The 24,367-nt window shown below is 48.0% G+C and carries 24 protein-coding genes; 18 read left to right on the top strand and 6 right to left on the bottom strand.

The window, feature by feature from the left end; translation table 11 throughout:
* The first annotated feature begins 123 nt into the window (after positions 1-123).
* The 6 genes from prfC to K9N75_RS03365 all read left to right on the top strand — a co-directional run bounded on the left by prfC (position 124) and on the right by K9N75_RS03365 (position 6,971).
* Positions 124-1,713 (top strand): peptide chain release factor 3, encoded by a 1,590-nt coding sequence (gene prfC / locus K9N75_RS03335; RefSeq protein ID WP_004846728.1) that lies wholly within the window; start codon positions 124-126, stop codon positions 1,711-1,713.
* Positions 1,714-2,237: 524 nt separating this feature from the next.
* Entirely contained in the window at positions 2,238-2,852 is a 615-nt protein-coding gene (osmY, locus tag K9N75_RS03340; RefSeq protein ID WP_004846732.1) for a molecular chaperone OsmY, read from the top strand.
* A 127-nt stretch (positions 2,853-2,979) separates the two neighbouring features.
* Complete coding sequence (locus tag K9N75_RS03345) at positions 2,980-3,141, top strand: DUF1328 domain-containing protein (protein ID WP_004846733.1); 162 nt, start codon at positions 2,980-2,982, stop codon at positions 3,139-3,141.
* A 310-nt stretch (positions 3,142-3,451) separates the two neighbouring features.
* Positions 3,452-4,666 (top strand): patatin-like phospholipase family protein, encoded by a 1,215-nt coding sequence (locus K9N75_RS03355; protein WP_008814986.1) that lies wholly within the window; start codon positions 3,452-3,454, stop codon positions 4,664-4,666.
* Positions 4,663-5,478 (top strand): TatD family hydrolase, encoded by an 816-nt coding sequence (locus tag K9N75_RS03360; protein WP_020303473.1) that lies wholly within the window; start codon positions 4,663-4,665, stop codon positions 5,476-5,478. Before K9N75_RS03355 ends, K9N75_RS03360 begins: the two co-directional genes overlap by 4 nt.
* Positions 5,479-5,705: 227 nt before the next feature.
* Positions 5,706-6,971 (top strand): NupC/NupG family nucleoside CNT transporter, encoded by a 1,266-nt coding sequence (locus tag K9N75_RS03365; RefSeq protein WP_172635526.1) that lies wholly within the window; start codon positions 5,706-5,708, stop codon positions 6,969-6,971.
* A 42-nt stretch (positions 6,972-7,013) separates the two neighbouring features.
* On the opposite strand, the gene K9N75_RS03370 is transcribed toward K9N75_RS03365, so the two are convergent.
* The 4 genes from K9N75_RS03370 to uxaC all read right to left on the bottom strand — a co-directional run bounded on the left by K9N75_RS03370 (position 7,014) and on the right by uxaC (position 12,167).
* The gene (locus K9N75_RS03370) at positions 7,014-7,547 is read right to left on the bottom strand and encodes a YgjV family protein (protein WP_008814988.1); all 534 of its coding nucleotides are present in this window, start codon (positions 7,545-7,547) and stop codon (positions 7,014-7,016) included.
* A gap of 107 nt (positions 7,548-7,654) precedes the next feature.
* Positions 7,655-9,145: a UxaA family hydrolase gene (locus K9N75_RS03375; RefSeq protein ID WP_224452585.1), complete on the bottom strand. Its 1,491-nt coding sequence runs from the start codon at positions 9,143-9,145 to the stop codon at positions 7,655-7,657.
* 27 nt (positions 9,146-9,172) lie between these two features.
* Entirely contained in the window at positions 9,173-10,648 is a 1,476-nt protein-coding gene (locus tag K9N75_RS03380; protein WP_039187956.1) for a tagaturonate reductase, read from the bottom strand.
* 109 nt (positions 10,649-10,757) lie between these two features.
* Positions 10,758-12,167 (bottom strand): glucuronate isomerase, encoded by a 1,410-nt coding sequence (gene uxaC / locus K9N75_RS03385; protein ID WP_039187957.1) that lies wholly within the window; start codon positions 12,165-12,167, stop codon positions 10,758-10,760.
* 628 nt (positions 12,168-12,795) lie between these two features.
* Here uxaC and K9N75_RS03390 point away from each other — a divergent pair.
* The 12 genes from K9N75_RS03390 to K9N75_RS03445 all read left to right on the top strand — a co-directional run bounded on the left by K9N75_RS03390 (position 12,796) and on the right by K9N75_RS03445 (position 21,341).
* Entirely contained in the window at positions 12,796-14,091 is a 1,296-nt protein-coding gene (locus tag K9N75_RS03390; RefSeq protein WP_004846755.1) for an MFS transporter, read from the top strand.
* A gap of 185 nt (positions 14,092-14,276) precedes the next feature.
* Complete coding sequence (exuR, locus tag K9N75_RS03395; protein ID WP_008814992.1) at positions 14,277-15,050, top strand: transcriptional regulator ExuR; 774 nt, start codon at positions 14,277-14,279, stop codon at positions 15,048-15,050.
* A 364-nt stretch (positions 15,051-15,414) separates the two neighbouring features.
* Positions 15,415-15,810 (top strand): fluoride efflux transporter CrcB, encoded by a 396-nt coding sequence (gene crcB, locus K9N75_RS03400; protein WP_008814993.1) that lies wholly within the window; start codon positions 15,415-15,417, stop codon positions 15,808-15,810.
* 258 nt (positions 15,811-16,068) lie between these two features.
* The gene (locus K9N75_RS03405) at positions 16,069-16,563 is read left to right on the top strand and encodes a hypothetical protein (RefSeq protein ID WP_224452217.1); all 495 of its coding nucleotides are present in this window, start codon (positions 16,069-16,071) and stop codon (positions 16,561-16,563) included.
* 92 nt (positions 16,564-16,655) lie between these two features.
* Positions 16,656-17,333: a DedA family protein gene (locus K9N75_RS03410; RefSeq protein ID WP_008814995.1), complete on the top strand. Its 678-nt coding sequence runs from the start codon at positions 16,656-16,658 to the stop codon at positions 17,331-17,333.
* Position 17,334: 1 nt separating this feature from the next.
* Complete coding sequence (gene mzrA, locus K9N75_RS03415; protein WP_004846770.1) at positions 17,335-17,736, top strand: EnvZ/OmpR regulon moderator MzrA; 402 nt, start codon at positions 17,335-17,337, stop codon at positions 17,734-17,736.
* Between the two features lie 263 nt (positions 17,737-17,999).
* Positions 18,000-18,389, top strand: coding sequence for a DUF1090 domain-containing protein (locus K9N75_RS03420; protein WP_008814996.1), 390 nt, complete (start codon positions 18,000-18,002; stop codon positions 18,387-18,389).
* Positions 18,390-18,525: 136 nt separating this feature from the next.
* On the top strand, positions 18,526-18,831 hold the full coding sequence (locus tag K9N75_RS03425; protein WP_004846778.1) for an ElaB/YgaM/YqjD family protein: 306 nt from the start codon (positions 18,526-18,528) through the stop codon (positions 18,829-18,831).
* Positions 18,831-19,232: a phage holin family protein gene (locus K9N75_RS03430; protein WP_008814997.1), complete on the top strand. Its 402-nt coding sequence runs from the start codon at positions 18,831-18,833 to the stop codon at positions 19,230-19,232. Before K9N75_RS03425 ends, K9N75_RS03430 begins: the two co-directional genes overlap by 1 nt.
* Positions 19,229-19,522, top strand: coding sequence for a YqjK-like family protein (locus K9N75_RS03435; protein WP_008814998.1), 294 nt, complete (start codon positions 19,229-19,231; stop codon positions 19,520-19,522). The genes K9N75_RS03430 and K9N75_RS03435 overlap by 4 nt, the downstream gene beginning before the upstream one ends.
* Positions 19,523-19,823: 301 nt before the next feature.
* Positions 19,824-20,219, top strand: coding sequence for a DoxX family protein (locus K9N75_RS03440; protein ID WP_004846785.1), 396 nt, complete (start codon positions 19,824-19,826; stop codon positions 20,217-20,219).
* Between the two features lie 135 nt (positions 20,220-20,354).
* Positions 20,355-21,341 carry a glutathione S-transferase family protein gene (locus tag K9N75_RS03445; protein ID WP_064575103.1) on the top strand — a complete coding sequence of 329 codons (987 nt, stop codon included), beginning with the start codon at positions 20,355-20,357 and terminating at the stop codon, positions 21,339-21,341.
* A gap of 261 nt (positions 21,342-21,602) precedes the next feature.
* Here the strand turns inward: K9N75_RS03445 and K9N75_RS03450 are convergent, their stop codons facing one another.
* Together K9N75_RS03450 and K9N75_RS03455 are read right to left on the bottom strand one after the other, a co-directional pair.
* Positions 21,603-22,466, bottom strand: a complete 864-nt coding sequence (locus K9N75_RS03450) for a YjjW family glycine radical enzyme activase (RefSeq protein ID WP_224452218.1) — start codon at positions 22,464-22,466, stop codon at positions 21,603-21,605.
* On the bottom strand, positions 22,438-24,000 hold the full coding sequence (locus K9N75_RS03455) for a YjjI family glycine radical enzyme (protein WP_114444302.1): 1,563 nt from the start codon (positions 23,998-24,000) through the stop codon (positions 22,438-22,440). The genes K9N75_RS03450 and K9N75_RS03455 overlap by 29 nt, the downstream gene beginning before the upstream one ends.
* Positions 24,001-24,367 lie beyond the last annotated feature (367 nt).

The raw sequence follows: 24,367 nt of genomic DNA on the forward strand, positions 1-24,367 counted from the left end.
TCTAACCTGTCTAAATCAGGGAAAATAGCGCGCTAAACCCTTTTTATTCCCACTTTGCGTATCAATAAATCGTCTTGATTATGGGCGTTGGCGCAGGGTGGCTAACGATAGAACGTGAAAAACATGTCTCCTAGTGAATATGCACGCGAAGTGGCTAAACGCCGTACTTTCGCAATTATTTCTCACCCCGATGCCGGTAAAACCACGATTACTGAAAAAGTTCTGTTATTCGGACAGGCTATTCAGACCGCAGGTACGGTTAAAGGTCGCGGTTCCAATCAACATGCCAAGTCTGACTGGATGGAGATGGAAAAACAGCGTGGTATTTCTATCACCACGTCCGTGATGCAGTTCCCCTATCACGACTGTTTGGTTAACTTGCTTGATACCCCAGGGCATGAGGACTTCTCGGAAGATACCTACCGTACGCTGACTGCGGTTGACTGTTGTCTGATGGTAATTGATGCCGCGAAAGGCGTCGAAGATCGTACCCGTAAGCTGATGGAAGTTACCCGTCTGCGTGATACACCGATCCTGACTTTCATGAACAAAGTCGACCGCGAAATCCGCGATCCGATGGAATTGTTAGACGAAGTCGAAAACGAGCTGCGTATTGTATGCGCTCCGATTACATGGCCAATCGGCTGTGGTAAATCATTTAAAGGGGTCTATCACCTCTATAAAGATGAAACCTATCTGTATCAGACGGGTAAAGGCCATACTATTCAGGAAGTGCGCATCGTTAAAGGTCTGGATAACCCCGATTTAGACGCGGCCGTTGGTGACGATTTGGCTGAACAGCTGCGTGGCGAATTGGAGCTGGTGAAGGGTGCTGCCGCGGAGTTTGATAAAGATGACTTCCTGAACGGCGAGCTGACACCGGTATTCTTCGGAACTGCACTGGGTAACTTTGGTGTGGATCATATGCTGGACGGCTTGGTTGAGTGGGCTCCTGCGCCAATGCCGCGTAAAACCGATACGCGTGAAGTTAGCGCTTCCGAAGAGAAATTCACCGGCTTTGTGTTTAAGATTCAGGCAAATATGGATCCTAAACACCGTGACCGAGTGGCCTTCATGCGCGTGGTGTCCGGTCGCTATGAGAAAAGTATGAAGCTGCGTCAGGTTCGTACTGGCAAAGACGTTGTGATTTCTGATGCGTTAACCTTTATGGCCGGTGACCGTTCACACCTTGAAGAAGCCTATGCTGGTGACATCATTGGTTTGCACAACCACGGTACTATTCAGATTGGCGATACCTTCACGCAAGGTGAAGATATGAAGTTCACCGGCATTCCTAACTTTGCCCCTGAACTGTTCCGCCGTATTCGTCTGCGCGATCCTCTCAAGCAAAAACAGTTGTTGAAAGGTTTGGTTCAGCTGTCAGAAGAGGGCGCCGTACAGGTGTTCCGTCCAATTCATAACAACGACCTGATCGTTGGTGCGGTCGGCGTGCTGCAGTTTGAAGTGGTGGTAGCGCGTCTGAAGAGTGAATACAACGTTGAAGCTATCTACGAATCTGTCAATGTCTCAACGGCTCGTTGGGTTGAATGCGATGACGTGAAGAAATTCGAAGAGTTTAAACGTAAGAACGAGCTTAATCTGGCGCTGGATGGTGGCGATAATTTAGCCTACATCGCACCAACGATGGTCAATCTCAATCTGGCAAGCGAACGCTATCCAGAAGTGAAATTCCGCAAAACACGTGAGCATTAATCTTTTTCCCGCATAGTTTTTCTGCTGAATTTGTTCAAAAACCGCACGCTTGTGCGGTTTTTTTATGCCTGAAATTCGCAGAATCGTCTTAATAAGCCGCTTTTTTGCACAAAAAAACGTCAGTTATTGTGATCTAAACTGCATTTTTTTGTTACTGGGCTATAGTTATTCCAGCGGCGCAAGACATCTAACGCCAAATGAATTTATTAGTTTGGCTTAAGTATTGAATGCACCACGGTAACAAGGTTGGAAATATAACACATTGATTTTGAATCAGCAGACTAACGATTGACTCTTCACTTTCAGGAGTGATTAACCAAGTTTTTGATGGTTTTCCAGACGTGATTTGTTAATCGTTTGTTTGTTAATTGCTGATTTGGAATTTTTCTAGCTTTGCCAAGGTGGTCTCTGGCTGCATTTTAAAGCATTAGCACAGCGAGTCTCCGATGAGACGATGTGAAAAGGGCCGAAAGCAATACGGTCCGCGGCGTACAGCCGTTACTGAAATCAAAAGGAAGAAATCGATGAAAAATACCAAGTTTGCACGTTCAATGATGGCGATTGTTTTAGGTTCCGTACTGGTTAGCGGTAGTGCTATGGCAGAAGAAACCTTAATGCAGAAAGCACAAAGCGCGGCTGACTCAACCGGTGCGAAAATCGATAGCTCCATGAAGAAAGTCGATGGCTATATGGATGACAGCGGCATTACCGCCAAGGTGAAAAGCGCGCTGGTCGATGCCAAAGACATCAAAAGTAACGACATCTCCGTCAATACCAGCAAAGGCGTAGTGACGCTGAATGGTTTTGTGTCTTCTCAGGATCAGGCTGAGCGCGCTGTGACGCTGGCGAAAGGCGTCGAGGGTGTTAAATCCGTCAGCGACAAGCTGCATGTGAAAGACAGCACCAAATCCAGCGTTAAAGGATATGCCAGCGACACGGCGATCACTAGCGAAGTAAAAGCTAAACTGCTGGCCGACGATTTGGTTCCATCACGTAACGTGAAAGTTGAAACCCAAGATGGCTTGGTACAGCTTTCCGGTACGGTGAAAACTAAAGCCCAATCCGATCGTGCCGAAAGCGTTGCTAGCGCGATTGAGGGTGTAAAAAGCGTTAAAAATGATCTGACAGTAAAACAGTAATCTGCTTTCCCCGAACGTACTTATCCAAGTACGTTCGGAGTGATTACCCTTTAGAAATAACTGAGAAAAGAGCAGAACACCTTTAGTTAGGCTCTTAATTTTTATTTAGGCAAGGTAAGGAGAGCATATGTTTCGTTGGGGAATTATCTTTTTAATCATTGCATTGATTGCAGCAGCATTAGGTTTTGGTGGCTTGGCCGGTACGGCAGCTTGGGCCGCTAAAGTGGTGTTTGTCGTCGGTATCATTCTGTTCCTGGTGAGCTTGTTTACAGGCCGACGTCGTCCTTAGGTAAGGATACCCTTGTTGGCTCATGGTTAGAATTTTTCGACAAGAGCCATTGGGGTATCGACACCAAACCCACCATCCGTGTCTGATGGAAAGCGCAATAGGTTTGTAAATATGAACGGTGACATTGTTGTTGGTAAGTGGAAGCAAATTCGCGGTCAAGTCAGGTCTACTCTGGCTGAATGGCTTGGTCATGACGGTGAATGGCTTGCTGGCAACAATGATTGCCTCCTCGGATTGTTGCAAGAGGATTACGGAATCGCGCAAGACAGGGTATCCTCGGAGGATGTAAAGATTCATTGAGGATGGATGGTTGGGATATAGAATACCGATTACGCTGGGTAATATTGAGCCATTAGCGTACAAGCCCTACCAGCCGGGAAAAATAGCGCTGGTATGTGAAGGCGGCGGACAGCGTGGAATATTTACCGCTGGCGTGCTGGATGAATTCCTACGCGCGCGCTTTAACCCCTTCGATCTCTATCTCGGCACTTCTGCTGGGGCACAAAACCTTTCTGCGTTTGTCTGTGGCCAGCCAGGCTATGCCCGACGCGTTATCACACGTTACACCACTTCCATTGATTTCTTTAATCCGCTGCGATTTGTGCGTGGGGGACATTTGATCGATCTTGATTGGTTGATCGAAGCGACGGCCAACGATCTCCCGCTGGCGATGGATTACGCAGAGCAGCACTTAGGTGACGATCGCCAATTGCTGATGTGTGCCAGTCGCAGTGAAGATTTCGCGCCAACCTATTTTCCTGCCAAGCGCGACAACTGGCTTGAGGTAATTAAGGCCAGCAGCGCCATTCCGGGATTTTACCGTTGGGGCGTTGAGCTAGATGGTGTGAGTTACCACGATGGTGGAATTAGTGATGCGATCCCCGTACGCGAAGCGCATCGACGCGGTGCTGATACTATTGTGGTGATCCGTACCGTTCCGTCACAAATGTTTTATACGCCCAAGTGGATGCGACGCATGGAAGCTATGCTAGGCGAAAGCAGCCTGCAGCAGATGGTTAAAATGCTGCAGTATCACGAGAAAAGCTATCGCCGCATTCAACGTTTTATTGAGAAACCGCCGGGAAAAGTGCGAGTCTTTGAAATCTATCCACCGAAACCATTAGCAAGCCATGCGCTCGGCAGTAAGGTCGCGGCGTTGAATGCTGATTACCATTTGGGACGACGTTGCGGCCGCTATTTCTTGGCAACCGTCGGACATTGGTTATTGCCCCGGGAAAATCATCCCAATACCAGCAAAAAACTTGCTTCACGCCGTTTGTTGCAGCCTTCAGATACTATCGCGCCTGAGGTGCCTATTGTTGCAGCCAGCCATTCGGCGGCTAAAGCCGGTATTTTACTGCCGGAACCACAAACAAATATGGTCGCTGAGAAATCACTGATTTTGCCTGATAGCGTTCATCTGGATAAGAGTACCCGACAAAAAGGAGCCGATCCTGAGGGTAGCGTGACACCAGCAAATCAGCAGCACACTGATAAGCCAACGTCGCAGGACAGCACGTCATGAGTGAGGGTATGGATGAAATGGGTCGCCATATTCGGTTTATCGATACCCACTGCCATTTCGATTTTCCCCCGTTCAGCGGGAACGAGTCTGACAGCATTGCATTAGCCTACGCACAGGGAGTGCGTCATATTATTGTACCTACCATCAGCGCAGAACGCTTTCAAAGAGTGCTAACGCTGGTGAATCTCCATCCTATGCTATTTGCCGCTGTCGGGCTTCACCCGCTTTATATCGAGCAGCATATCGAACAGGACGTCGAACATCTCTCTGATGTATTAGCAAGCAAGCCAAACAGGTTGGTTGCAGTAGGGGAGATCGGGCTCGATTTATTTATGGATAATCCCCAGCTTGAGCGACAGCTAGCCATACTGAGGGCACAATTAAAGTTAGCGAAGCACCATGATTTGCCGGTGATATTGCATTCCCGTCGCTCGCATGATCAGTTGTCTCGTGAACTTAGAGCGGTGAATTTATCTCGCGGCGGCGTTGTTCATGGTTTTTCTGGTAGCCTTTCTCAGGCACAGGCTTTTATTAAACTCGGCTACTTTATTGGCGTGGGTGGCACGATCACTTACGATCGGGCGCACAAAACTCGTCAGGTCATAGCGGAGCTGCCGTTAAGTACGCTACTGTTAGAAACGGATGCTCCTGATATGCCACTTTCTGGCTATCAAGGTCAGCCAAATCGTCCTGAACGTGTACGGAAAGTCTTCGAAGCACTATGTGAGTTAAGGCCGGAACCCTCCGCAATGATTGCGGAGACTATATGGCAAAACACCTGTAGATTGTTCGGCATTTCCGCATCATTTTAGATTCTTTGCTAACTATCCCAAAGGTGACTACGAAAACGTGTGCGTGATAATGTGATGCATATCTCTTTTTCGTGATTTTAGTTGCTTCCAGTTGTATAAAACTGTGACAGCCTTGACCAATATTTCCTCCCCCATCGGTATAATCGCCCCTCATCGGCGAGAGAGTTTTACGTCGGTATTCAACCTAAAATCTAACGCGTTACAGGGACTATTCCATGCAACTTATTATGAGCGTGGTGGGGATGGCGGTACTCATTCTGATTGCCGTGCTAATTTCAAGCAATCGCCGTGCTATTAACCTACGCACCGTGGCTGGCGCATTTCTTATTCAGGTCGTTATCGGCGCTTTCGTGCTTTACGTTCCGGCTGGGCGCGATGTATTAGGCGCAATGTCTTCTGGCGTCGCCAACGTTATTGCCTACGGAAACCAAGGGATTTCATTTATTTTTGGTGGACTGGTGTCTGACAAAATGTTTGAAGTCTTTGGTGGCGGTGGTTTCGTATTCGCATTGCGTGTACTGCCTGTTATCGTCTTCTTTTCTTCATTAATCGCCGTGCTCTACTATCTCGGCATTATGCAAATCGTTATTCGCCTGCTGGGCGGTGGCTTACAGAAAGTACTGGGTACTTCCCGTACTGAATCCCTATCTGCAACGGCAAATATCTTTGTTGGGCAGACAGAAGCGCCGCTGGTGGTTCGCCCATATATCTCAACCATGACTCAGTCAGAGCTGTTCGCCGTGATGTGTGGTGGTTTGGCATCGGTGGCAGGTTCTGTTCTTGCGGGTTACGCGCAAATGGGCGTTCCGTTAGAGTATCTGATTGCCGCATCATTTATGGCGGCTCCGGGTGGCTTGCTGTTTGCTAAATTAATCGTGCCTGAAACGGAAAAAACGCATGACAAAACTGATGCCGCGGAGTTGATTGCGGAAGAAGATCGTCCTGCTAACGTCATTGATGCTGCTGCATCAGGTGCGGCGTCAGGTATGCAGTTGGCATTGAATGTGGGTGCCATGCTGTTGGCATTTATCGCGCTGATAGCGTTGATCAACGGCATGCTGGGGGGGATTGGCGGCTGGTTTGATTACCCACAATTATCACTGGAACTCATTCTGGGTTGGGTATTCTCTCCTATTGCTTACCTGATCGGTGTGCCTTGGAACGAAGCGCAGATTGCCGGATCCTTTATTGGCCAAAAGATTATTGTGAATGAGTTTGTGGCATTCATGAACTTTGGTGAATATCTGAAGGCCGATGCGGAAGTTGCAGCGGCGGGCTTACAGGTGCTGTCTGACCACACCAAAGCTATTATTTCCTTTGCACTGTGCGGCTTTGCTAACTTGTCATCGGTGGCTATTTTGCTGGGTGGTCTAGGCAGCATGGCACCAACGCGTCGTCATGATATCGCTCGCTTTGGCCTGAAAGCCGTAGCGGCAGGTACCTTGTCTAACCTGATGAGTGCAACTATCGCTGGCTTCTTCTTGGCGCTTTAATCAGTCTAATTATCTCCAGCTCGATGAGCGGGCTGGAGGTTCTTACGCTTTCTTCTCTACCTTAAACGGATCGATCCCGCGTCGTTGCATACGGTGAAAACGGATGATATTAAATCCGTTCATCAGCAAAAAGCTCCCTTCAATCAGTGAACCCCCAATCGATCCTAGCCAGATATTGTGCGTGACCCAACAAGCCGTAGAGCACCACATAACACAGCGGGTGGTTAATCCTCGAGTTCGAAATAATGCCCATGTACTGGCGACAGTGCCAATAATCGGCAGTAACTCCATCGCATGTTGCAGACTATAGCCACCAAACCCTAACGTGAGCACAATAAAGACCAACATGACCCAGTTGCTACGTGTGCGGGTTGAAATCACCGTTCGTACCGCATTGAGCTCAGCGGCGGCACTGGCCGAGTGGGCGCCCATTAGAAAGAAATGCAGACCAATAATGGCGGAATAGATAGAGAGCTGATACTTAAAACGTAGTTCGTTACGATTGAAAAATGTGGTGATGCCAACCAGAAAAGCCACAACGCCTACGCCTTGTGCAAACCACTCGTAACTACTCATGAATTCATCCCTTTATTAAATAACAAAGCGACGTTCAGAAGAACGCCGCTCAAAGCTCAGTCTCGCATATAACCTTGTGTTTAACTTAGCCCACTACTTGTCATTCACTACAGCGTTACGCCGCTTTTAAATATTGCTAGCTCGCGGAAGTCATTAATTTCATTACGGGTTTGATGACCATTAGCAATATCGACGATCATATCTACGAATGAAATCAACAATTGAACCATGGTTTTGCCATGCAACAATTGTCCAGCATCGAAATCGATCCAGTGTGGTTTTTTCGTGGCGATTTCGGTATTCGTTGCCAGTTTGACCGTTGGAACAAAGCCGCCGTATGGCGTGCCGCGACCGGTACTAAACAGCACCATATGGCAACCGGCACCGGCCAGTGCGCTCGTTGCTACCGCATCATTACCCGGTGCGCTGAGTAGGTTCAGCCCTGGTGCCTTGAGTCTTTCTCCATAACGCAATACGTCAATCACTTGGCTCTGCCCAGCTTTTTGCGTACAGCCCAGAGATTTCTCTTCTAAAGTGGTGATCCCACCCGCTTTGTTGCCCGGCGAGGGATTTTCGTAAATCGGCTGATTGTGCTCAATAAAGTACTGTTTGAAGTTATTCACCATCTCAACGGTTTTTTTAAACGTAGCCTCATCACGGCAGCGGCTCATCAGAATACGCTCAGCACCAAACATCTCAGGGACTTCTGTCAGCACGCTAGTGCCGCCGTTAGCAATCACATAGTCGGAGAAACGACCCAGCAGCGGGTTAGCGGTAATTCCAGATAGTCCGTCAGAACCGCCGCATTCCAAACCAAACTTGAGCTCGCTCAGTTTGCCTGATTCACGACGATCGTTGCGCATGACCTGATATAGCTGGTGCAAATGCTCAATACCGGCTTCAACTTCATCATCCTGTTGCTGGCACACCATGAAATGCACGCGTTCGGCATCATATTCACCCAGCGTTTCACGGAATGCGGTAATTTGGTTATTCTCACAGCCCAACCCAACGACGAGGACAGCTCCGGCGTTAGGATGGCGCACCATGTTTTGTAGCATGGTGCGGGTATTGATGTGGTCGTCGCCCAACTGTGAGCAACCAAATGGATGAGTGAATAGATACGCACCGTCGATGCCTTCAGCATCACCCGTTTCTTTCATAAAGCGGGTTAACATCTGCCGCGCCATACCGTTCACGCAGCCTACGGTGGGTAAGATCCACAGCTCATTACGGATCCCAACGTCACCATTTTTGCGACGATAGATCTGTACTTCACGATCGGCCATTTGGGCTGGCAGATTGGCAAAGTCCGGCTGATATTGATACTGATCCAGATCGTTGAGATTAGTTTTCGCATTTTGCGAATGGATATGTTCACCAGCCGCGATTGCGGTAAGTGCATGGCCAATTGGCAGGCCATATTTGACGATCATATCGCCTTGCGCTATCGGCGTTAGCGCAAATTTGTGGCCACGAGCGATATCGGCTGGCAGCACAATAGAAAGGGATTCAACGTCGATGGTTTCACCCGCGCTCAGATCGCGCAGTGCCACCGCGACATTATCTAACGGATGAATTTTGATAACGCTTTGCATGTTTTGCATAATTTAATTCAGCTCTGCTTAGGCAACTGCGGACAATGATGAAACGGCAGAACGCATGCCTTGCTGATCGATTTGCTGCAAATAACCAGCAATCGTTTGTGTCATCTCAGGGATCTGATTCAGATCCTGACCCCAATGATCGGCGTCGCTCAGGATCGTATGCACGAGATCATTCAGGTTTTGGGAACCTGCTTGCACAGCGTCCCAGCCCGTACGATAGCGTTCAAGCCAGTGAGCGTCGTCTTGCAGTGGGTAAGTTTCGCCGTTACGTTCGCCACGGTAGAAAGCAATCAACGCGGCCAAAGCAAAGCACAAGCGCTGTGGTAGTTTGCCTGTTTTATGCTGATAAGCGATCACCTGAGGTAGAATACGGGTGCGGTATTTAGTCATCCCATTCAAAGCGATAGAGAGCAGTTGGTGTTGGATAAACGGGTTACGGAAACGGCTCAATACGGCATCAGCAAATGATTTCAATTCATCGGCAGGAAGATCTAATACTGGCATGATCTCTTGGCTAATCGCTTTTTCAACAAACTCTGTCACCTGTACGTCATTCATGCTTTCGCCTACGGTGTTCAGGCCTGCCAAAAATGCGACGGGAACGAGCGCCGTATGGGCGCCATTAAGAATCGCAACCTTACGCTCTTTATATGGCTTAATGTCGTCAACAATACGGATATTCAGCGGTTTATGATTTTTTGCAAATGCATCTAAACGTAGCTCTTGTGCCAGCGATTGTGGTCCTTGGATCACGAACAGATAGAAATGTTCAGCCGTATCTAAGAAGGCATCCTGATAGCCTAACTCTTCAGTTAAAGCTTCAACTTCACCGCGTGGGTATCCGGTCACAATACGATCCACCAGAGTAGAGCAGAAGGTATTATTTTGCTCTAACCACTGAACAAAGCGCGATGGCAGATCCCATTGTTGCGCGTAGCGCAGTACCAGTTCGCGCAGTGCTTCGCCGTTATAGTCAATCAATTCACACGGTAGCAATACCCAGCCTTTGTCAGCGGCACCGTCAAAGTGGCAGAAACGTTCGTACATCAGACGAGTGAGCTTCGCAGGGAAACTGGCTGGTGGCGTATCCGTGAGCTTATCTTCAGGCACATAGCTAATTCCAGCCTCGGTGGTATTCGAAAACACGAAACGGATATTGGCATCATGAGCCAACGCCAAATAAGCATCAAAATCCTGATACATATTGATTTCGCGGTTTACGCTGCGAATGATGCGTGATTCACGCACCGCTTCACCTTGCTCGTTCAGACCACGAATGATGGTGGTGAAAAGTCCATCTTGAGTGCTCAGTGAGGGGGGGAAATCGCTGTTCAGCGGGCGTACAACGACTACGCCAGCATTTAAATCGGTATGCTCATTCAGTAGATCTAATTGCCAATCCACAAACGCGCGCAGAAAATTACCTTCACCGAATTGGATAACTTTGTCAGGGTGCTGGCGGCCAGGGAAGTCACGACGATTAAGGGTTTGCATTTAGGAGCTACCTCAGAGCGTGACCGCCATGTTATGGCGGTCATCAACATATAAAATAAACAAGAATTGGGTCTTTAAAAAAATGGGCGGCTAAACCGCCCCAGGATTCTTACAACTCAATCGCAAAATAGTTTTTCGCATTATCGAAGCTGATGTTTTTCACCATATTTCCCAGCAGTTCAATATCTGCTGGTGCTTCGCCGTCTTCGACCCAGCGGCCAATCATTTGGCACAGGATGCGGCGGAAATATTCGTGACGGGTATAAGACAAGAAGCTGCGGCTATCGGTCAGCATGCCAACAAAGCGGCTGAGTAAACCAAGCTGTGCGAGCTGGGTCATTTGGCGCTGCATACCGTCTTTCTGATCGTTGAACCACCAACCTGAACCGAACTGCATTTTTCCTGCCATACCTTCGCCTTGGAAATTGCCGATCATGGTGCCGATCACTTCGTTATCACGTGGGTTTAGGCAGTAAAGAATAGTTTTTGGCAAGCCAGTAGAGCGGCTTTGTGCATCCAATAGACGCGAGAGCGCGAAGGCAACTGGCGCATCGTGTATTGAGTCAAAACCAATGTCTGGCCCAACCGTTTCAAACATGCGTGAATTGTTATTACGCAGTGCACCAATGTGGTATTGCTGAACCCAACCGCGTTTTTGGTATTCGGCTCCGAGGAACAGCAGTACCGCCGTTTTAAACTGGGCAACTTCCTGTTCCGTTGGCATTTTGCCTTCCAAACGACGGGCAAGAATGCCGTTTAACGTGGTTTCATCTGCTTCGCCATACATAACCACATCAAGCGCGTGGTCAGACACCTTACAGCCGTGAGCCGCAAAGTGGTCCATCCGAATTTTCAGAGCATCACATACATCGCTGAATTTGCGAATGTCCACGTCGGCTGCCGCACTCAGTTTCTGCATATATTCAGGGAAAATGGCGGCATCAATATTGAATGCTTTATCTGGACGCCAGCTCGGTAACACTTTCACGTCAAAGCTGCGGTCTAGTGCGATAGCTTTGTGATGGCTTAGATCGTCGATAGGGTCGTCAGTGGTGCCTACCATTTTCACGTTCATCTGTTTCATGATACCGCGAGCGCTGAATTCGTCGCGCTCCAGCAGTGCATTACAGCGATTCCAGATATCGTCAGCCGTATTGCCGGAAAGCAGCGTGCCTGTGATACCGAATGGACGGCGTAGTTCTAGATGAGTCCAGTGGTAGAGCGGATTGCCGATGGTATGAGGGACGGTTTCGGCCCATGCCTGAAACTTCTCACGATCGCTAGCATCGCCGGTGCATAGGCGCTCAGCGACGCCGTTAGTACGCATCGCGCGCCATTTGTAATGGTCGCCTTTTAACCAGATGTCATACAGGTTTTTGAACCGATAATCCTGAGCGATCTGCTCAGGTGGCAAGTGACAGTGATAGTCAAAAATTGGCTGCTCTGCCGCATAGTCGTGGTACAAACGGCGTGCAAACTCGGTATCCAGCAAGAAATCTTCGGTTAAAAATTGCGACATCATCGGGTTCCTCGAGAGCATAAAGCTTCAGTGAGCTATTCTTTGCGGCTAAAGTTATCACACCAATTATGGCGCTCGTCCAGAACTTTTTCCGCGTTTAACGTAATGAAAGCGATAAAACGGCACTATCACTTGGTGCTTTTGCTTATGTAGACACTTTTTAGTAGGGATTCTGCATAGGTTTATTATTCCTTAATCCAAAAATGGTTTTTGTGATGGCTCTCAACTTTTAAATCTGTATGACAAGTTATCTTAGCCACCGCTGCGAAATGAGTATTGCCCTAACCAATCATGAGCAGTGGTTTGACCAATGTTGATTGACCAAGTCATAAAAGTTAATTCAAAGTCGGAACAGGAACGTCCGAACTTTCCATCTGAGACTGTAGTTTTAGCGCTGTAGCACAGATGAATAAGGTAGATGGGTACCACGTAAGTAACGCCATCACCGTTTCAATATGGAGAGTTATTACGCGGCGCAGCCACAAGCGCGGTTCATTGCGGCCTTGCACATTTCGCCAAAGGCGTTCCACAAGGCAAAGTTCTATGCCCAAGCCATTTCAAGATGCAGGTCATCGGTTAACGCTGACGTAGCTTGAAACGTGACGGGATATACTGGGAGAGAGTTTAAATGCGTAAAATTAAAGGCTTACGCTGGTACATGATAGCCTTGGTTACCGTAGGAACTGTATTGGGTTACTTGACTCGTAATGCCATTGCTGTTGCTGCTCCGACCTTACAAGATACGATGCACATTACCACTCAGCAGTACTCTTATATTATTGCTGCGTACTCCGCGTGCTACACCATTATGCAACCAGTCGCGGGCTATGTGCTTGATGTGTTAGGTACAAAGGTGGGTTACGCACTGTTTGCCATCCTGTGGGCCGTGTTCTGTATGGGCACCGCATTAGCTAGCAGCTGGGGTGGTTTGGCTATTGCGCGTGGTGCGGTGGGTATGGCTGAAGCGGCAATGATCCCTGCGGGTCTTAAAGCCTCATCCGAATGGTTCCCAGCGAAAGAACGTTCCATTGCGGTGGGTTATTTTAACGTAGGGTCATCCATTGGGGGCATGATTGCTCCGCCGTTAGTGGTGTGGGCTATCGTTGCACACAGCTGGGAAATGGCGTTCATCATTACGGGTGCGCTGAGCCTGATTTGGGCCATTTGCTGGTTAATCTTCTACAAACATCCAAAAGATCAGAAGAAACTGTCTGACGAAGAGCGTGACTATATTCTGAGCGGTCAGGAAGCTCATCACCAGACCAATAACGCGAAGCGTATGTCTGCATGGGAAATCCTGCGTAACCGTCAGTTTTGGGGCATCGCACTGCCTCGTTTTTTGGCCGAACCAGCTTGGGGGACTTTCAATGCTTGGATCCCGCTGTTCATGTTCAAAGCCTACGGTTTTAATCTGAAAGAAATCGCGATGTTTGCGTGGATGCCAATGCTGTTTGCCGACGTTGGCTGCGTGTTAGGTGGTTATCTGCCTCCGTTATTCCAGAAGTACTTTAAAGTGAACCTGATTGTTTCTCGTAAGCTAGTGGTGACCATGGGCGCATTCTTGATGATTGGCCCAGGTATGATTGGTCTGTTCACAAGTCCTTATGCGGCTATTGCTCTGCTGTGCGTCGGTGGTTTTGCTCACCAGTCACTGTCAGGTGCTTTGATTACGCTCTCTTCGGATGTGTTTGGACGCAACGAAGTGGCCACTGCAAACGGGTTAACCGGTATGGCGGCGTGGACGGCAAGTACTCTGTTTGCGTTAGTCGTGGGAGCTTTGGCTGATACCATCGGCTTTAGTCCACTGTTTGCGGCGCTGGCTGTATTTGACCTACTGGGTGCGTTGGTTATTTGGACTGTATTGCAAAACCGTACCGCGGAAGAAGTTGAAATTGAAGCGAATCGCCAGAAAGCAACCGTATAGCGTTTAATGACGATGCCTCCGACTAAAAATCCGCCGTTTATCGGCGGATTTTTTTTACCTCAACGTTTTATCTCTCACTTGAGTGTGCATGGGGTCTCTGGTGAGATTATTGGAAAAGTGGTATAACAGATTCATAAATGTATGTATCACAACATTTGCCGATCAACCCTAATAGAGCACCCTAAATGGAATTCACAGAACCCAGAAGACTGTACCAACAGTTAGCCGCAGAGCTAAAGCAGCGCGTCGAGTCCGGCGTTTATCCTGTGGGGGAGAAACTGCCAGCCGAGCGTTTTATCGCTGAAGAGATGAACGTGAGTCGAACAGTTGTTCGCGAGGCGATCATCATGCTGGAAGTGGAAGGGTATGTGGAGGTTCGTAAAGGGTCAGGTATCCACGTTATTAGTAATCAACCAAAAACGTTGATTCAACCTAATAGCAATATTCAGTTTGCGAGTGCGGGACCGTTTGAGCTTTTACAGGCGCGTCAGCTTATCGAGAGTAATATTGCCGAGTTCGCGGCGACTCAGGTAACCAAACAAGATATTGTGGCGTTGATGGAGATTCAGGAGCATGCACGGCAGGAAGACCGTTTCCGTGATTCGGAATGGGATCTGAAGTTCCATGTTCAGGTCGCCTTGGCGACGCAGAACTCAGCAATGGCGACAATAGTTGAGCAAATGTGGAGTCAGCGTATCCACAACCCATACTGGTTGAAATTGCATGAACACATCGATGATGTCTCGATCGACAGCTGGTGTGAGGATCACGATAAGATCCTCAAGGCATTGATGCGTAAAGATCCTTACGGCGCAAAAGTGGCGATGTGGCAGCATTTAGAAAATACCAAGCAAATGCTTTTTCAGGCGACAACGGACGATTTCGAGTTTAACGTCGATCGCTATCTGTTCGCCGAAAATCCTGTCGTGCATTTGGATGGCGTTACCAACGGCAAATAAGCCGTAGGGTTAAGCGGTTGTGTCGAGTCACGAGCTTAACTTATACTTTAGTAAGGTGATGGTGTTCCACCTTTGGCTGTAAGATTTCTATTTGAGCTCTTACATAGCTAAAAACCGCCGAAAGAGTCCTCTCTTTTCCGCTGATGACGCCTGGCAGAAGTCTGAGTTTTATTTCTCTGTTATACCTTAAGTAATTCAAGTGGCATTGAGGCGGCAAGCGAGCGCAGCCAACAAAAAGGCAACTTGAAGTATGACGGGTATATACAGTGCGATAGCGCTTGGTTGCCGGGCAAGCATTTTTCCCCTGTAGCTAATCAAGTTGCCTTCGTTAATCGCCTTATCCGTTATTTTTGAGGAGTTCGCTATGAGCTATGGCTTAACGTTATTAATTGTTGCCTTTGGTGGCGCAGTGGGAGCTATTACACGTTTTCAAATTACCACTTGGTTCAGTGGTTGGTTCGGTACATCGTTTCCCTATGCAACGCTGACGGTCAACGTTGTTGGCTGTTTTATCATGGGAGTGCTGGTGGCTGCTTTAAACACAGGAACACTGATTGCGCCACATTGGCGTCCGTTGATTGCCGTCGGGTTTCTTGGGGCATTGACGACGTTCTCCACTTTTTCATTTGATACGTTCGCACTCTTCACGGAGGGATTCTGGTTACGCGCCGCTTTGAACGTGATCTTGAATTTAGTGCTATGTATGCTCGCGGTTGCGGCGGGATATGCACTATTAACTCGTGGCTCAATGCCGGGGTGAAAAACCTAATAATGCCGTGTTGACCCAGTATTTTGATGTAAGCACGGCAAATTTCATTTTACCTTTTATTCCCCACCTTGTTTTTCTTCCTGTGTTTGGCGGCACCTATTTGTTCAACCCAACTGAAACCAACTGTTAACGACCATCATTAAGGTAAAATTGGTCGTGGAAATTGCTCATTTTCTGCTGTTTCCCTGACGGTGATTTTGCTACAGTTAGCCGAGTTTTTTTCTGCATGTATCTGGAAGCAACAAAATATTGAAGCGTCTTTCGTCTGCCACCACGATGTTCCTATTGTTATGCTGGGCCAGTATGGCCTCTGGCAAGCAAACGGCTTGGCATTCGCACAGCGCTAATTGCTATTTCTCTCAAGTAGATAGCTACTTTGCTCAATCGCTAACAGATGTCTCATCCATATCAGTGATGCAACTCACTGGTGAAAGTGAACGTAGCCTTTCGCGTAAATCCAATACGCGTAAGCTGACCGCGCTGCTACGGGTTCACTTGAAGTCCTGTTCAGAACAGGGCCGGATTGCTCCTACACTTCCGGATGCCTCCCTACCCGCACATTCGGACACCGCCTTTTTTGATGTGACTCGCCAGTATCGCGACAAGGGAATTTCTTTGGCGCTGCTGCGAACGTTACAACTTCCCCCTCATCAAAATCGGCTGGGTGGCTGGAAAGAGAGTAATATTCTATACAGAGGCAAGCTGACGTATGACCAATCTGACGCCGAAGCGTACGTTGGTTAAACTTAGCTAGCTCCCTAATTCCATCGTCCTTTGTGACGTCCATGAGATGAGCTGGCGGATGGACCCTCCGAATTTTCAGTTAGGAATACTCGATGGATATGATTAACGAATTAATACATGCCCTGTGGCAGCAGGACTATGAGACGCTGGCGAACCCGTCGCTAGTGTGGACGATTTACGGCATTTTATTTGTCATTTTATTTCTGGAAAATGGTTTGCTGCCCGCAGCCTTTTTACCGGGTGACAGTTTACTGATTTTGGTTGGTGTACTGATTGCGAAAGGCACCATGGGCTTTGCCATGACGGTCTGTGTGTTAACCACCGCGGCCAGTCTTGGTTGCTGGGTTGGGTATATACAGGGACGATGGCTGGGAAATACACGATTAGTGCAAAAGTGGCTTTCCCATTTGCCCGCCCATTATCATCAGCGTTCTCATCATTTGTTCCACAAACACGGTTTATCGGCTCTGCTAGTCGGTCGCTTTCTGGCATTCGTGCGTACTTTGCTGCCGTTGATTGCTGGCCTATCTGGTTTAAGCAGTACGCGTTTCCAGTTCTTTAACTGGATGAGCGGTTTCCTGTGGGTCATGATTTTGACGACATTGGGTTATGTGTTGGGTAAAACACCGCTGTTCTTGCGCTATGAAGATCAACTGATGTTCCTACTGATGATGTTGCCACTGGTTCTGTTGGTGTTTGGTCTAGTTGGCTCGTTGGTCGTTCTATGGCGTAAAAAACATTCAACGACTCAGCCAGAGCAGAGGAAATAACGTGACTCTGCTACTTATTCAGCGGCTTGGCTGGAAACGAGCCTTATTGCTCTTAGCGTTGATTATTGGCGTATTTGCGTGGTGGATAGCTCCGCATCTAACTCATAAAGAAACAACGTTACAAATTAGCGCGACTCAGGCTGGGCTTGCGACACCGGATGGTTTTTTTGTTTATCAGAAACTAGATGAGCACGGCATTAGTATCAAAAGTATTACGCCTGACTCGAACGGTTTGCTGGTTCATTTAGCGAAGCCAGAGCAGCAGGAAGAGGCGATGCAGGTACTGCAAAGTGTGCTGCCGCGTGGCTACAGTATTGCCTATAAAACCCATCGACGCTCGCTGTTTCAATCAAGCGAAAGCGATGTCAAGGATCCTCCCAGGCAAGCGAGACTTAACAGCTAAGCAATAAAAGCAGAGCCGTATGGCTCTGTTTTTATTTATCAGTATTGTCTGATTTTTCCATTTTTTGGGCTCCTATCTTGATGTAACGCACCTATTATTTAAACTAAGTGATAAGTAATCGTTAATAATTACGGGTTATAGTTGTGAATGAGTGAGCACTGTTTTCGCTCATTCAATGGTTCATTTATATCCGAGTATTTGTTTTAACGATGAAAGGATATGTCCCCGGAGCGGGACAGTTCACTACTCAATAAGGACTTTTCATGACATTCAAAAAAACTGCAATTTTGGCTATTACCGTTGCTACTTTTGGCCTGCTGAGTACAGCGGCTAACGCCTCGGCAGTAACCTGTGCTAGCAAGCAGCAGAGTATTGAAGAGCAGATCCAGTATGCTCAGCAGCACAACAACACACATCGTGTGGCTGGTTTACAGAAAGCGCTAAGCGAAGTGAAGAGCCACTGTACTGAAGCGGGGCTACGTTCTGAACTGCAAAATAACGTGAAAGAAAAGCAGCAGAAAGTCGCTGAACGCCAACAGGAACTCGTTGAAGCGCAACAAACTGGCAAAGCCGATAAAATTTCTAAAAAAGAGAAAAAACTAGACGAAGCTCGTGCTGAGCTAAAAGAGGCACAGCAGGCGCTGGGACAGTAATTTACTGTGTCTAATCGCCGAGTTTTTTCATACCAAATACGGCAGATGCAGAAGGATATGTGGCAATTACCTTTGCGCTCATGGAAAAAGCTCGCTATGTTAAAAGACCATATCAGTAAAGTTAAGGAGTCTAGGAATGGCTAACGATTCAACTTCCGAGCAATTACGTGCCGAACTGAAGTCCCTCGCCGATACCTTGGAAGAGGTTCTGAATTCTTCCACCGACAAACCGAAGGCGGAGCTGGAAAAAATCCGTGCGAAAGCTGAAAGTGCGTTACAAGGTAGCCGCGCTCGCTTGAATGCGGCAGGTGAGAAAGTTGCTGCACAAACCAAAGAAATCGCAGATCGTGCAGATAGCTATGTTCATGATAATCCTTGGACTGGTGTTGGCATCGGCGCTGCCGTTGGTGTGGTGTTAGGCGTTTTATTGGCTCGTCGCTAATGTCTGCCGATAACACAACTTCTCAGGGCCCCGCTCGCGGGGTTCTGAGTACCGCTCAGCGTATTGTCACCATTATTGTTGGCATGGTTGAAACACGGCTGCGTTTAGCTGTGGTTGAGCTGGAAGAAGAGAAAGCGAACGTTATTCAACTTCTGATGATGGCGGGCGTCACACTGCTGTTTACCGCCTTTGGTTTAATGACGTTGTTGGTGTTGCTCTTCTTAGCCATTGATCCTGTCCATCGTCTGATGGCGTTGGGGATCACCACCGCAGTTTTGCTGGGGCTGGCATTGATCGGGGCAATCTGGACAATCACCAAAGCTCGACGCTCAACGCTGTTAGGGGCCACTCGCCGCCAGCTTGAGATTGATAGAGAGCTACTGGAAGAGGATCGCAAGTGAGCCGTAATCGTCAGGAACTCGCCTTGGAGAAAGCACGCTTGCTGCGTCAAATTCAGCAGCAGCGTCTTGATTTGGCCGGTGAACGTCGTTCGTGGTTACAGCTCACTGCGAAATTTGACCATCGTGTTTCCGCCGTGATGCGGTTACGCAAGTTCATGCTGTTAGGATCGAGTCTATTAGCACTCTATGGCGCTCGCCATCCTGCTAAAACGGCGCGCTGGACTCGACGTGCATTTAGCGTGTGGGGCATAGTGAAAGTAATACGTAACGCCTTTTACCCCAAGGCTTAATCTCCGCAGTTTCCCACAAAATATCTGTGCTTTTATCCCACCAACAACTAGTAACTAGAGAAATTACTTGCTTGCTACATTTTAACTTATTGTATTTAGTTATTTTCTTATAATTTTTTAGCTTCAGTTTTTTTGAAGAAATCCAGCAATTTTACTCGCTAACACTCTTTCAGTCTTTGTCCTAGTATTAGCTCCATCGAGAGACACGGGCTCCACGATTTGGTTTTAAGCCAGATGGAATGCACGCCTCATACCGAACAAAGCTGCTAAAGCGGCACCTTAAAATTGTCTGGAGTTAAAAATGAGCAACAAACTAGAAAATATCGCACTACTGGCTGCCCGCATCTTGATGCCAATCCTGTTTATCACCGCCGGTTGGGGCAAAATCACGGGATACGCAGGGACTCAGCAATATATGGAAGCGATGGGCGTCCCAGGGGCACTTCTGCCGTTAACTATTTTGTTAGAGCTGGGCGGTGGTTTAGCCATTTTGTTTGGTTTCTTGACTCGAACTACGGCGCTGTTTACCGCGGGCTTTACCTTGCTGACCGCATTCCTGTTCCACTCGAACTTTGCCGACGGCGTTAACCAACTGATGTTCATGAAAAACCTGACCATCGCTGGTGGCTATTTGGTTCTGGCTGTGTCTGGTCCTGGCGCATTTAGTATTGACCGTTTGCTCAATAAAAAATGGTAATACCCGCCACTCGAATTGTTTAGAGTAAATGGCGTTATGATTTAGAAATACGATAAAGGGGCAAACATGCCCCTTTATGCTTTTAAATGACAACATACTTGAGCTTATTGAGCCGAGTATCCATCTGGAGGATTTATGGGACAACTCGTTGAAGGCATCTGGCAAGATGTCTGGTATGACACTAAATCTACCGGCGGACGTTTTAAGCGTTCGAACGCGCAATTCCGTAATTGGATCACTCCTGATGGCTCTTTAGGCCCAAACGGTGAGTCAGGTTTTGCCGCTGAAAAAGATCGCTACCATCTCTATGTCTCCTTGGCTTGCCCATGGGCTCATCGCACGCTACTGGTTCGCAAACTCAAAGGATTGGAAAGCCTGATTCCGGTTTCTGTTGTCAGTCCTCTGATGCTGGAGAACGGCTGGACGTTTGAAACCAATTTTCCTGCGGCGACCGGCGATGAGCTTTATCACCACGATTTTCTCTACCAGCTCTATCTACAGGCTGACCCTCACTATACCGGACGTGTGACGGTACCGGTGCTTTGGGATAAGCAAACGCAAACTATTGTGAGTAATGAATCTTCAGACATTATCCGCATGTTTAATACCGCGTTTGACGAAATTGGCGCTAAACCTGGTGATTTTTATCCGCAGGAACTACGTACTGATATCGATGAGCTAAATAGCTGGATCTATGACACTGTTAATAATGGTGTATATAAAGCCGGATTTGCTACCGCTCAGGATGCCTATGATGAAGCGGTCAGTGCGGTATTTACCTCGCTGGATAAACTGGAGAACATTCTCTCCCGTCAGCGCTATTTAACCGGTACACGTTTGACTGAGGCCGATCTTCGATTATGGACGACTTTAGTCCGTTTTGATCCGGTCTATGTCACCCACTTTAAATGTGATTGGCAGCGCATCAGCGATTATCCAAACTTATACGGTTTCCTGCGCGATATTTATCAGATACTGGGAGTGAAAGAGACGGTCAATCTGGAGCACATTCGTCACCATTATTACCGCAGCCACAAAACCATCAATCCAACGGGGATCATTTCGATTGGGCCAAAGCAAGATTTAGAGGCTCCGCATGGCCGCGACAAGCCATTTAGCTGATTAATGATCAATTCCCCTAACCAAAAATGGAGGGGGAGTGCGTAATGCTGATCGATTAAGAGATCGAGATACACGGGGCTAGCACACCGCGGGGCGGTTATGGAACACATCCATGTGTTCCCCCCTAAGGGGCAACGCTAAAGCGTTGTTCAACTTTGCTCCCTGCAAAGTTGTCGGCAGCTAAAGCTGCTACGAACCCATCGGTGTACTTCCCCTAAAATCACGCTTAAGTGACCGGCATTAGGGGGAATGTCGAAACGGTTATAAATAGAGGGCTGGACGAGTGATTTGCTTAACGCCTCGTTGGGTCAGCGCTTCAGCCAGCGTTTCTATATCTTGTTGCGTCGCACTTTTCCATCCGCTTGCTTCTCCGCGTACGCCGTGGTGGTGAAATGCATTGAGGCGAACAGGAACATCGCCGAGAGATAAGATAAACTCAGCCAGTTCATCTGCATGCTGGAGGTGATCGCTATGCTCAGGGATCACTAATAAACGCAGTTCACTCAATTTTCCCCGTTTTGCCAACCATAGAATGCTTTGTTTAATCCGATAGTTATCTCGCCCCGTTAATGCTCTGTGGCATTCGTTATCCCATGCTTTGAGATCGAGCATTGCCCCATCTATCCAAGGCAACAGCTTTTGCCAACCGGTTTCTGATAAATCACCATTACTATCAACCAGACAAGTAAGATGCGCTAACTCTTGACTGGATTTTATTGCGGCAAAAAAATCACATAAAAAGGGAAGCTGGAGAGTCGCCTCACCGCCGCTGATGGTCACGCCATTGATAAACGGCGCGTTGCGTTTGACCTGAATCAGAAGGGCGTCAACGCTATAACTTTGCGTCATAGGGCTTGAGTGCTGGGTGCAGGTTTGTAGACAGGTATCGCACTGTTGGCAGACGTCAGCATCCCACTGCACTTTGCCACTCACCAAACTTAGTGCCTGATGAGGGCAGGCTGTCACGCAGTCGCCACAGTTATCGCACATCCCAATGGTGTACGGATTATGGCAATTTTTGCAGCGAAGATTGCAGCCTTGCAGAAAAATGGCCAGACGACTGCCTGGCCCATCGACACAAGAAAACGGTAAGATTTTACTTACCGAAGCGCATCGTCTGTTCATGGCTTATCACTCGTGGCTGGCGTTGCATGATACCGGTGTTTTTGGCTGCTTCTTCACCTAGCCATGTCGTATTTAGACGGGAACCTTCTGCTTTAAATTTTTCAATATCGGACAGGCGGACCATATAGCCGGTGATGCGAACCAGATCGTTGCCGCAGACGTTAGCGGAGAACTCACGCATTCCTGCGGCAAATCCACCTAAGCAAAGTTGCATCATGGCTTCAGGATTTCTCTTGATGGTCTCTTCCAGTGTCAAAATATCGCTGATGCCTGAGGTGTAATAAGCATGATGCGGCGCAACGGTCATCAGATGTGTGACCGGATCGGGCTCAGTGCCGTAGGGAATACGAGCTCCCGGCGTAGTGCCAATGTCAGAGCTAATCCCTGACTGCGCATGCAGCATCGCGCGTTGTTTCCATCCGTGTTGCACTGGTGTCTGTGCGACAAACTCAGCTAATTGATTGCTGATGCGATAGCCAAGTTGATTGGCTGCGTCGTTTTCGCCATAGCTTCCCGTCAGGCCATCTTTTTCCATCAGAATATTAACGGCTTCTGCTAGCGCATAAATGCCAAACATAGGGACGAAGCGCTGTGGATCGATTAACCCTTCGCTAACCAAGAAGCTTTGGGTGAAGAAGTTCGACTGGTTATAGAGGAAATCAGTACGTGCATTGATGATTTCAATCTGCTGACGACAGTAATAAGGCAACTGATGGGTAAAGAAATCTTCTGAGGATTCACTACGCAAGGCAACCTGCTTCAAATTGATACGCACCAGCGTATTTCCACCGCCGGCGAGAGGCAATGAGTTGTAGCAACTCACAATGCCATAGCCATTTTTTGTGAAAATACTATCATGAATAGGGCCGTTAGCGATGTGTGGTTTACTGCATTCACAGATGTTGCTGGCGGCTTGAAGCAGTAGGGATTGCGGAGTGATTTGCGGATCGTAAATAAAGGTTAGGTTTGGTGCAACCTGCTTGAGCTCTGCATCTACGCGTAAAATCAGACGCGTCAGTATGTTATCGCTAGGCCCGATGTTAGCGTGCATAAAGGCATCAGGTAAAGTGCGATCCAGATAACGCCAGAAACGTTTTATGCGGATATATAATTCGTTTTCTGTTAGAATTCCAACATAAGGCAGCAGTAAGCTGTCTAAGTGACCGAGAAACACCGGCATCGATGTGACGGAAGGAACATGGTGGTACAGGATGCACAGCATATTCAAGGCGTCGTCAAAATCCTGTGCTGGCTCTAGCTCCAGATACTCCGATCCCTGTGCCAGAAACTTGACGTAATCCGGCAGAACGTAACGTGGTTTGTACGGAGCATGGCCTTCGAACATATCGCAAATTACGCCGTCATCCAGTGCCTGACGCGCCTCTGGCGGTAGACTTGGATAGGGTAATGCGTTCTCGGCCTCAAGAGCTAAAAAGTGACGTTTTTGCTCTGGAGAGAGCGTTTCGCTAGTGGCAATTTGCTGGCAACGCTGTAAGAAAGAAGGTAGTGAAGTCGTATCGATGGAATTTGTCATAACGCCTCTCTGCGGGCAATAGTCCTGTTTGACCGTCATTCTAAAGATGATGAGCTGGCAATCTATTGATCCTGATATAGGCTGGTAGAAGGTAATGCCTTTTTCATCGATATAAGAGGTTATTTCGTGATGCTAATCACATATAATCTCGTGACGTTACAGTCTGTTTTTCATTGACTGTGATGTTGAGCACAAATGTGACGGAGGGTTTTTGTTCAAATAGTAACATATGATGTTGACCATGAAGGGCCATATGCGGTGAGAAGGATCTCAGTTGCTTTCCGGTCTTTAGCCGGAACAGTATCTTCAAGGAACCAAGTCCGCTCGCCAACGTATTGGGATACCTTCAAGGCTTACGCGTTTAACG

It is taken from the genome of Hafnia paralvei (assembly GCF_020150375.1).
Taxonomy (GTDB): domain Bacteria; phylum Pseudomonadota; class Gammaproteobacteria; order Enterobacterales; family Enterobacteriaceae; genus Hafnia; species Hafnia paralvei.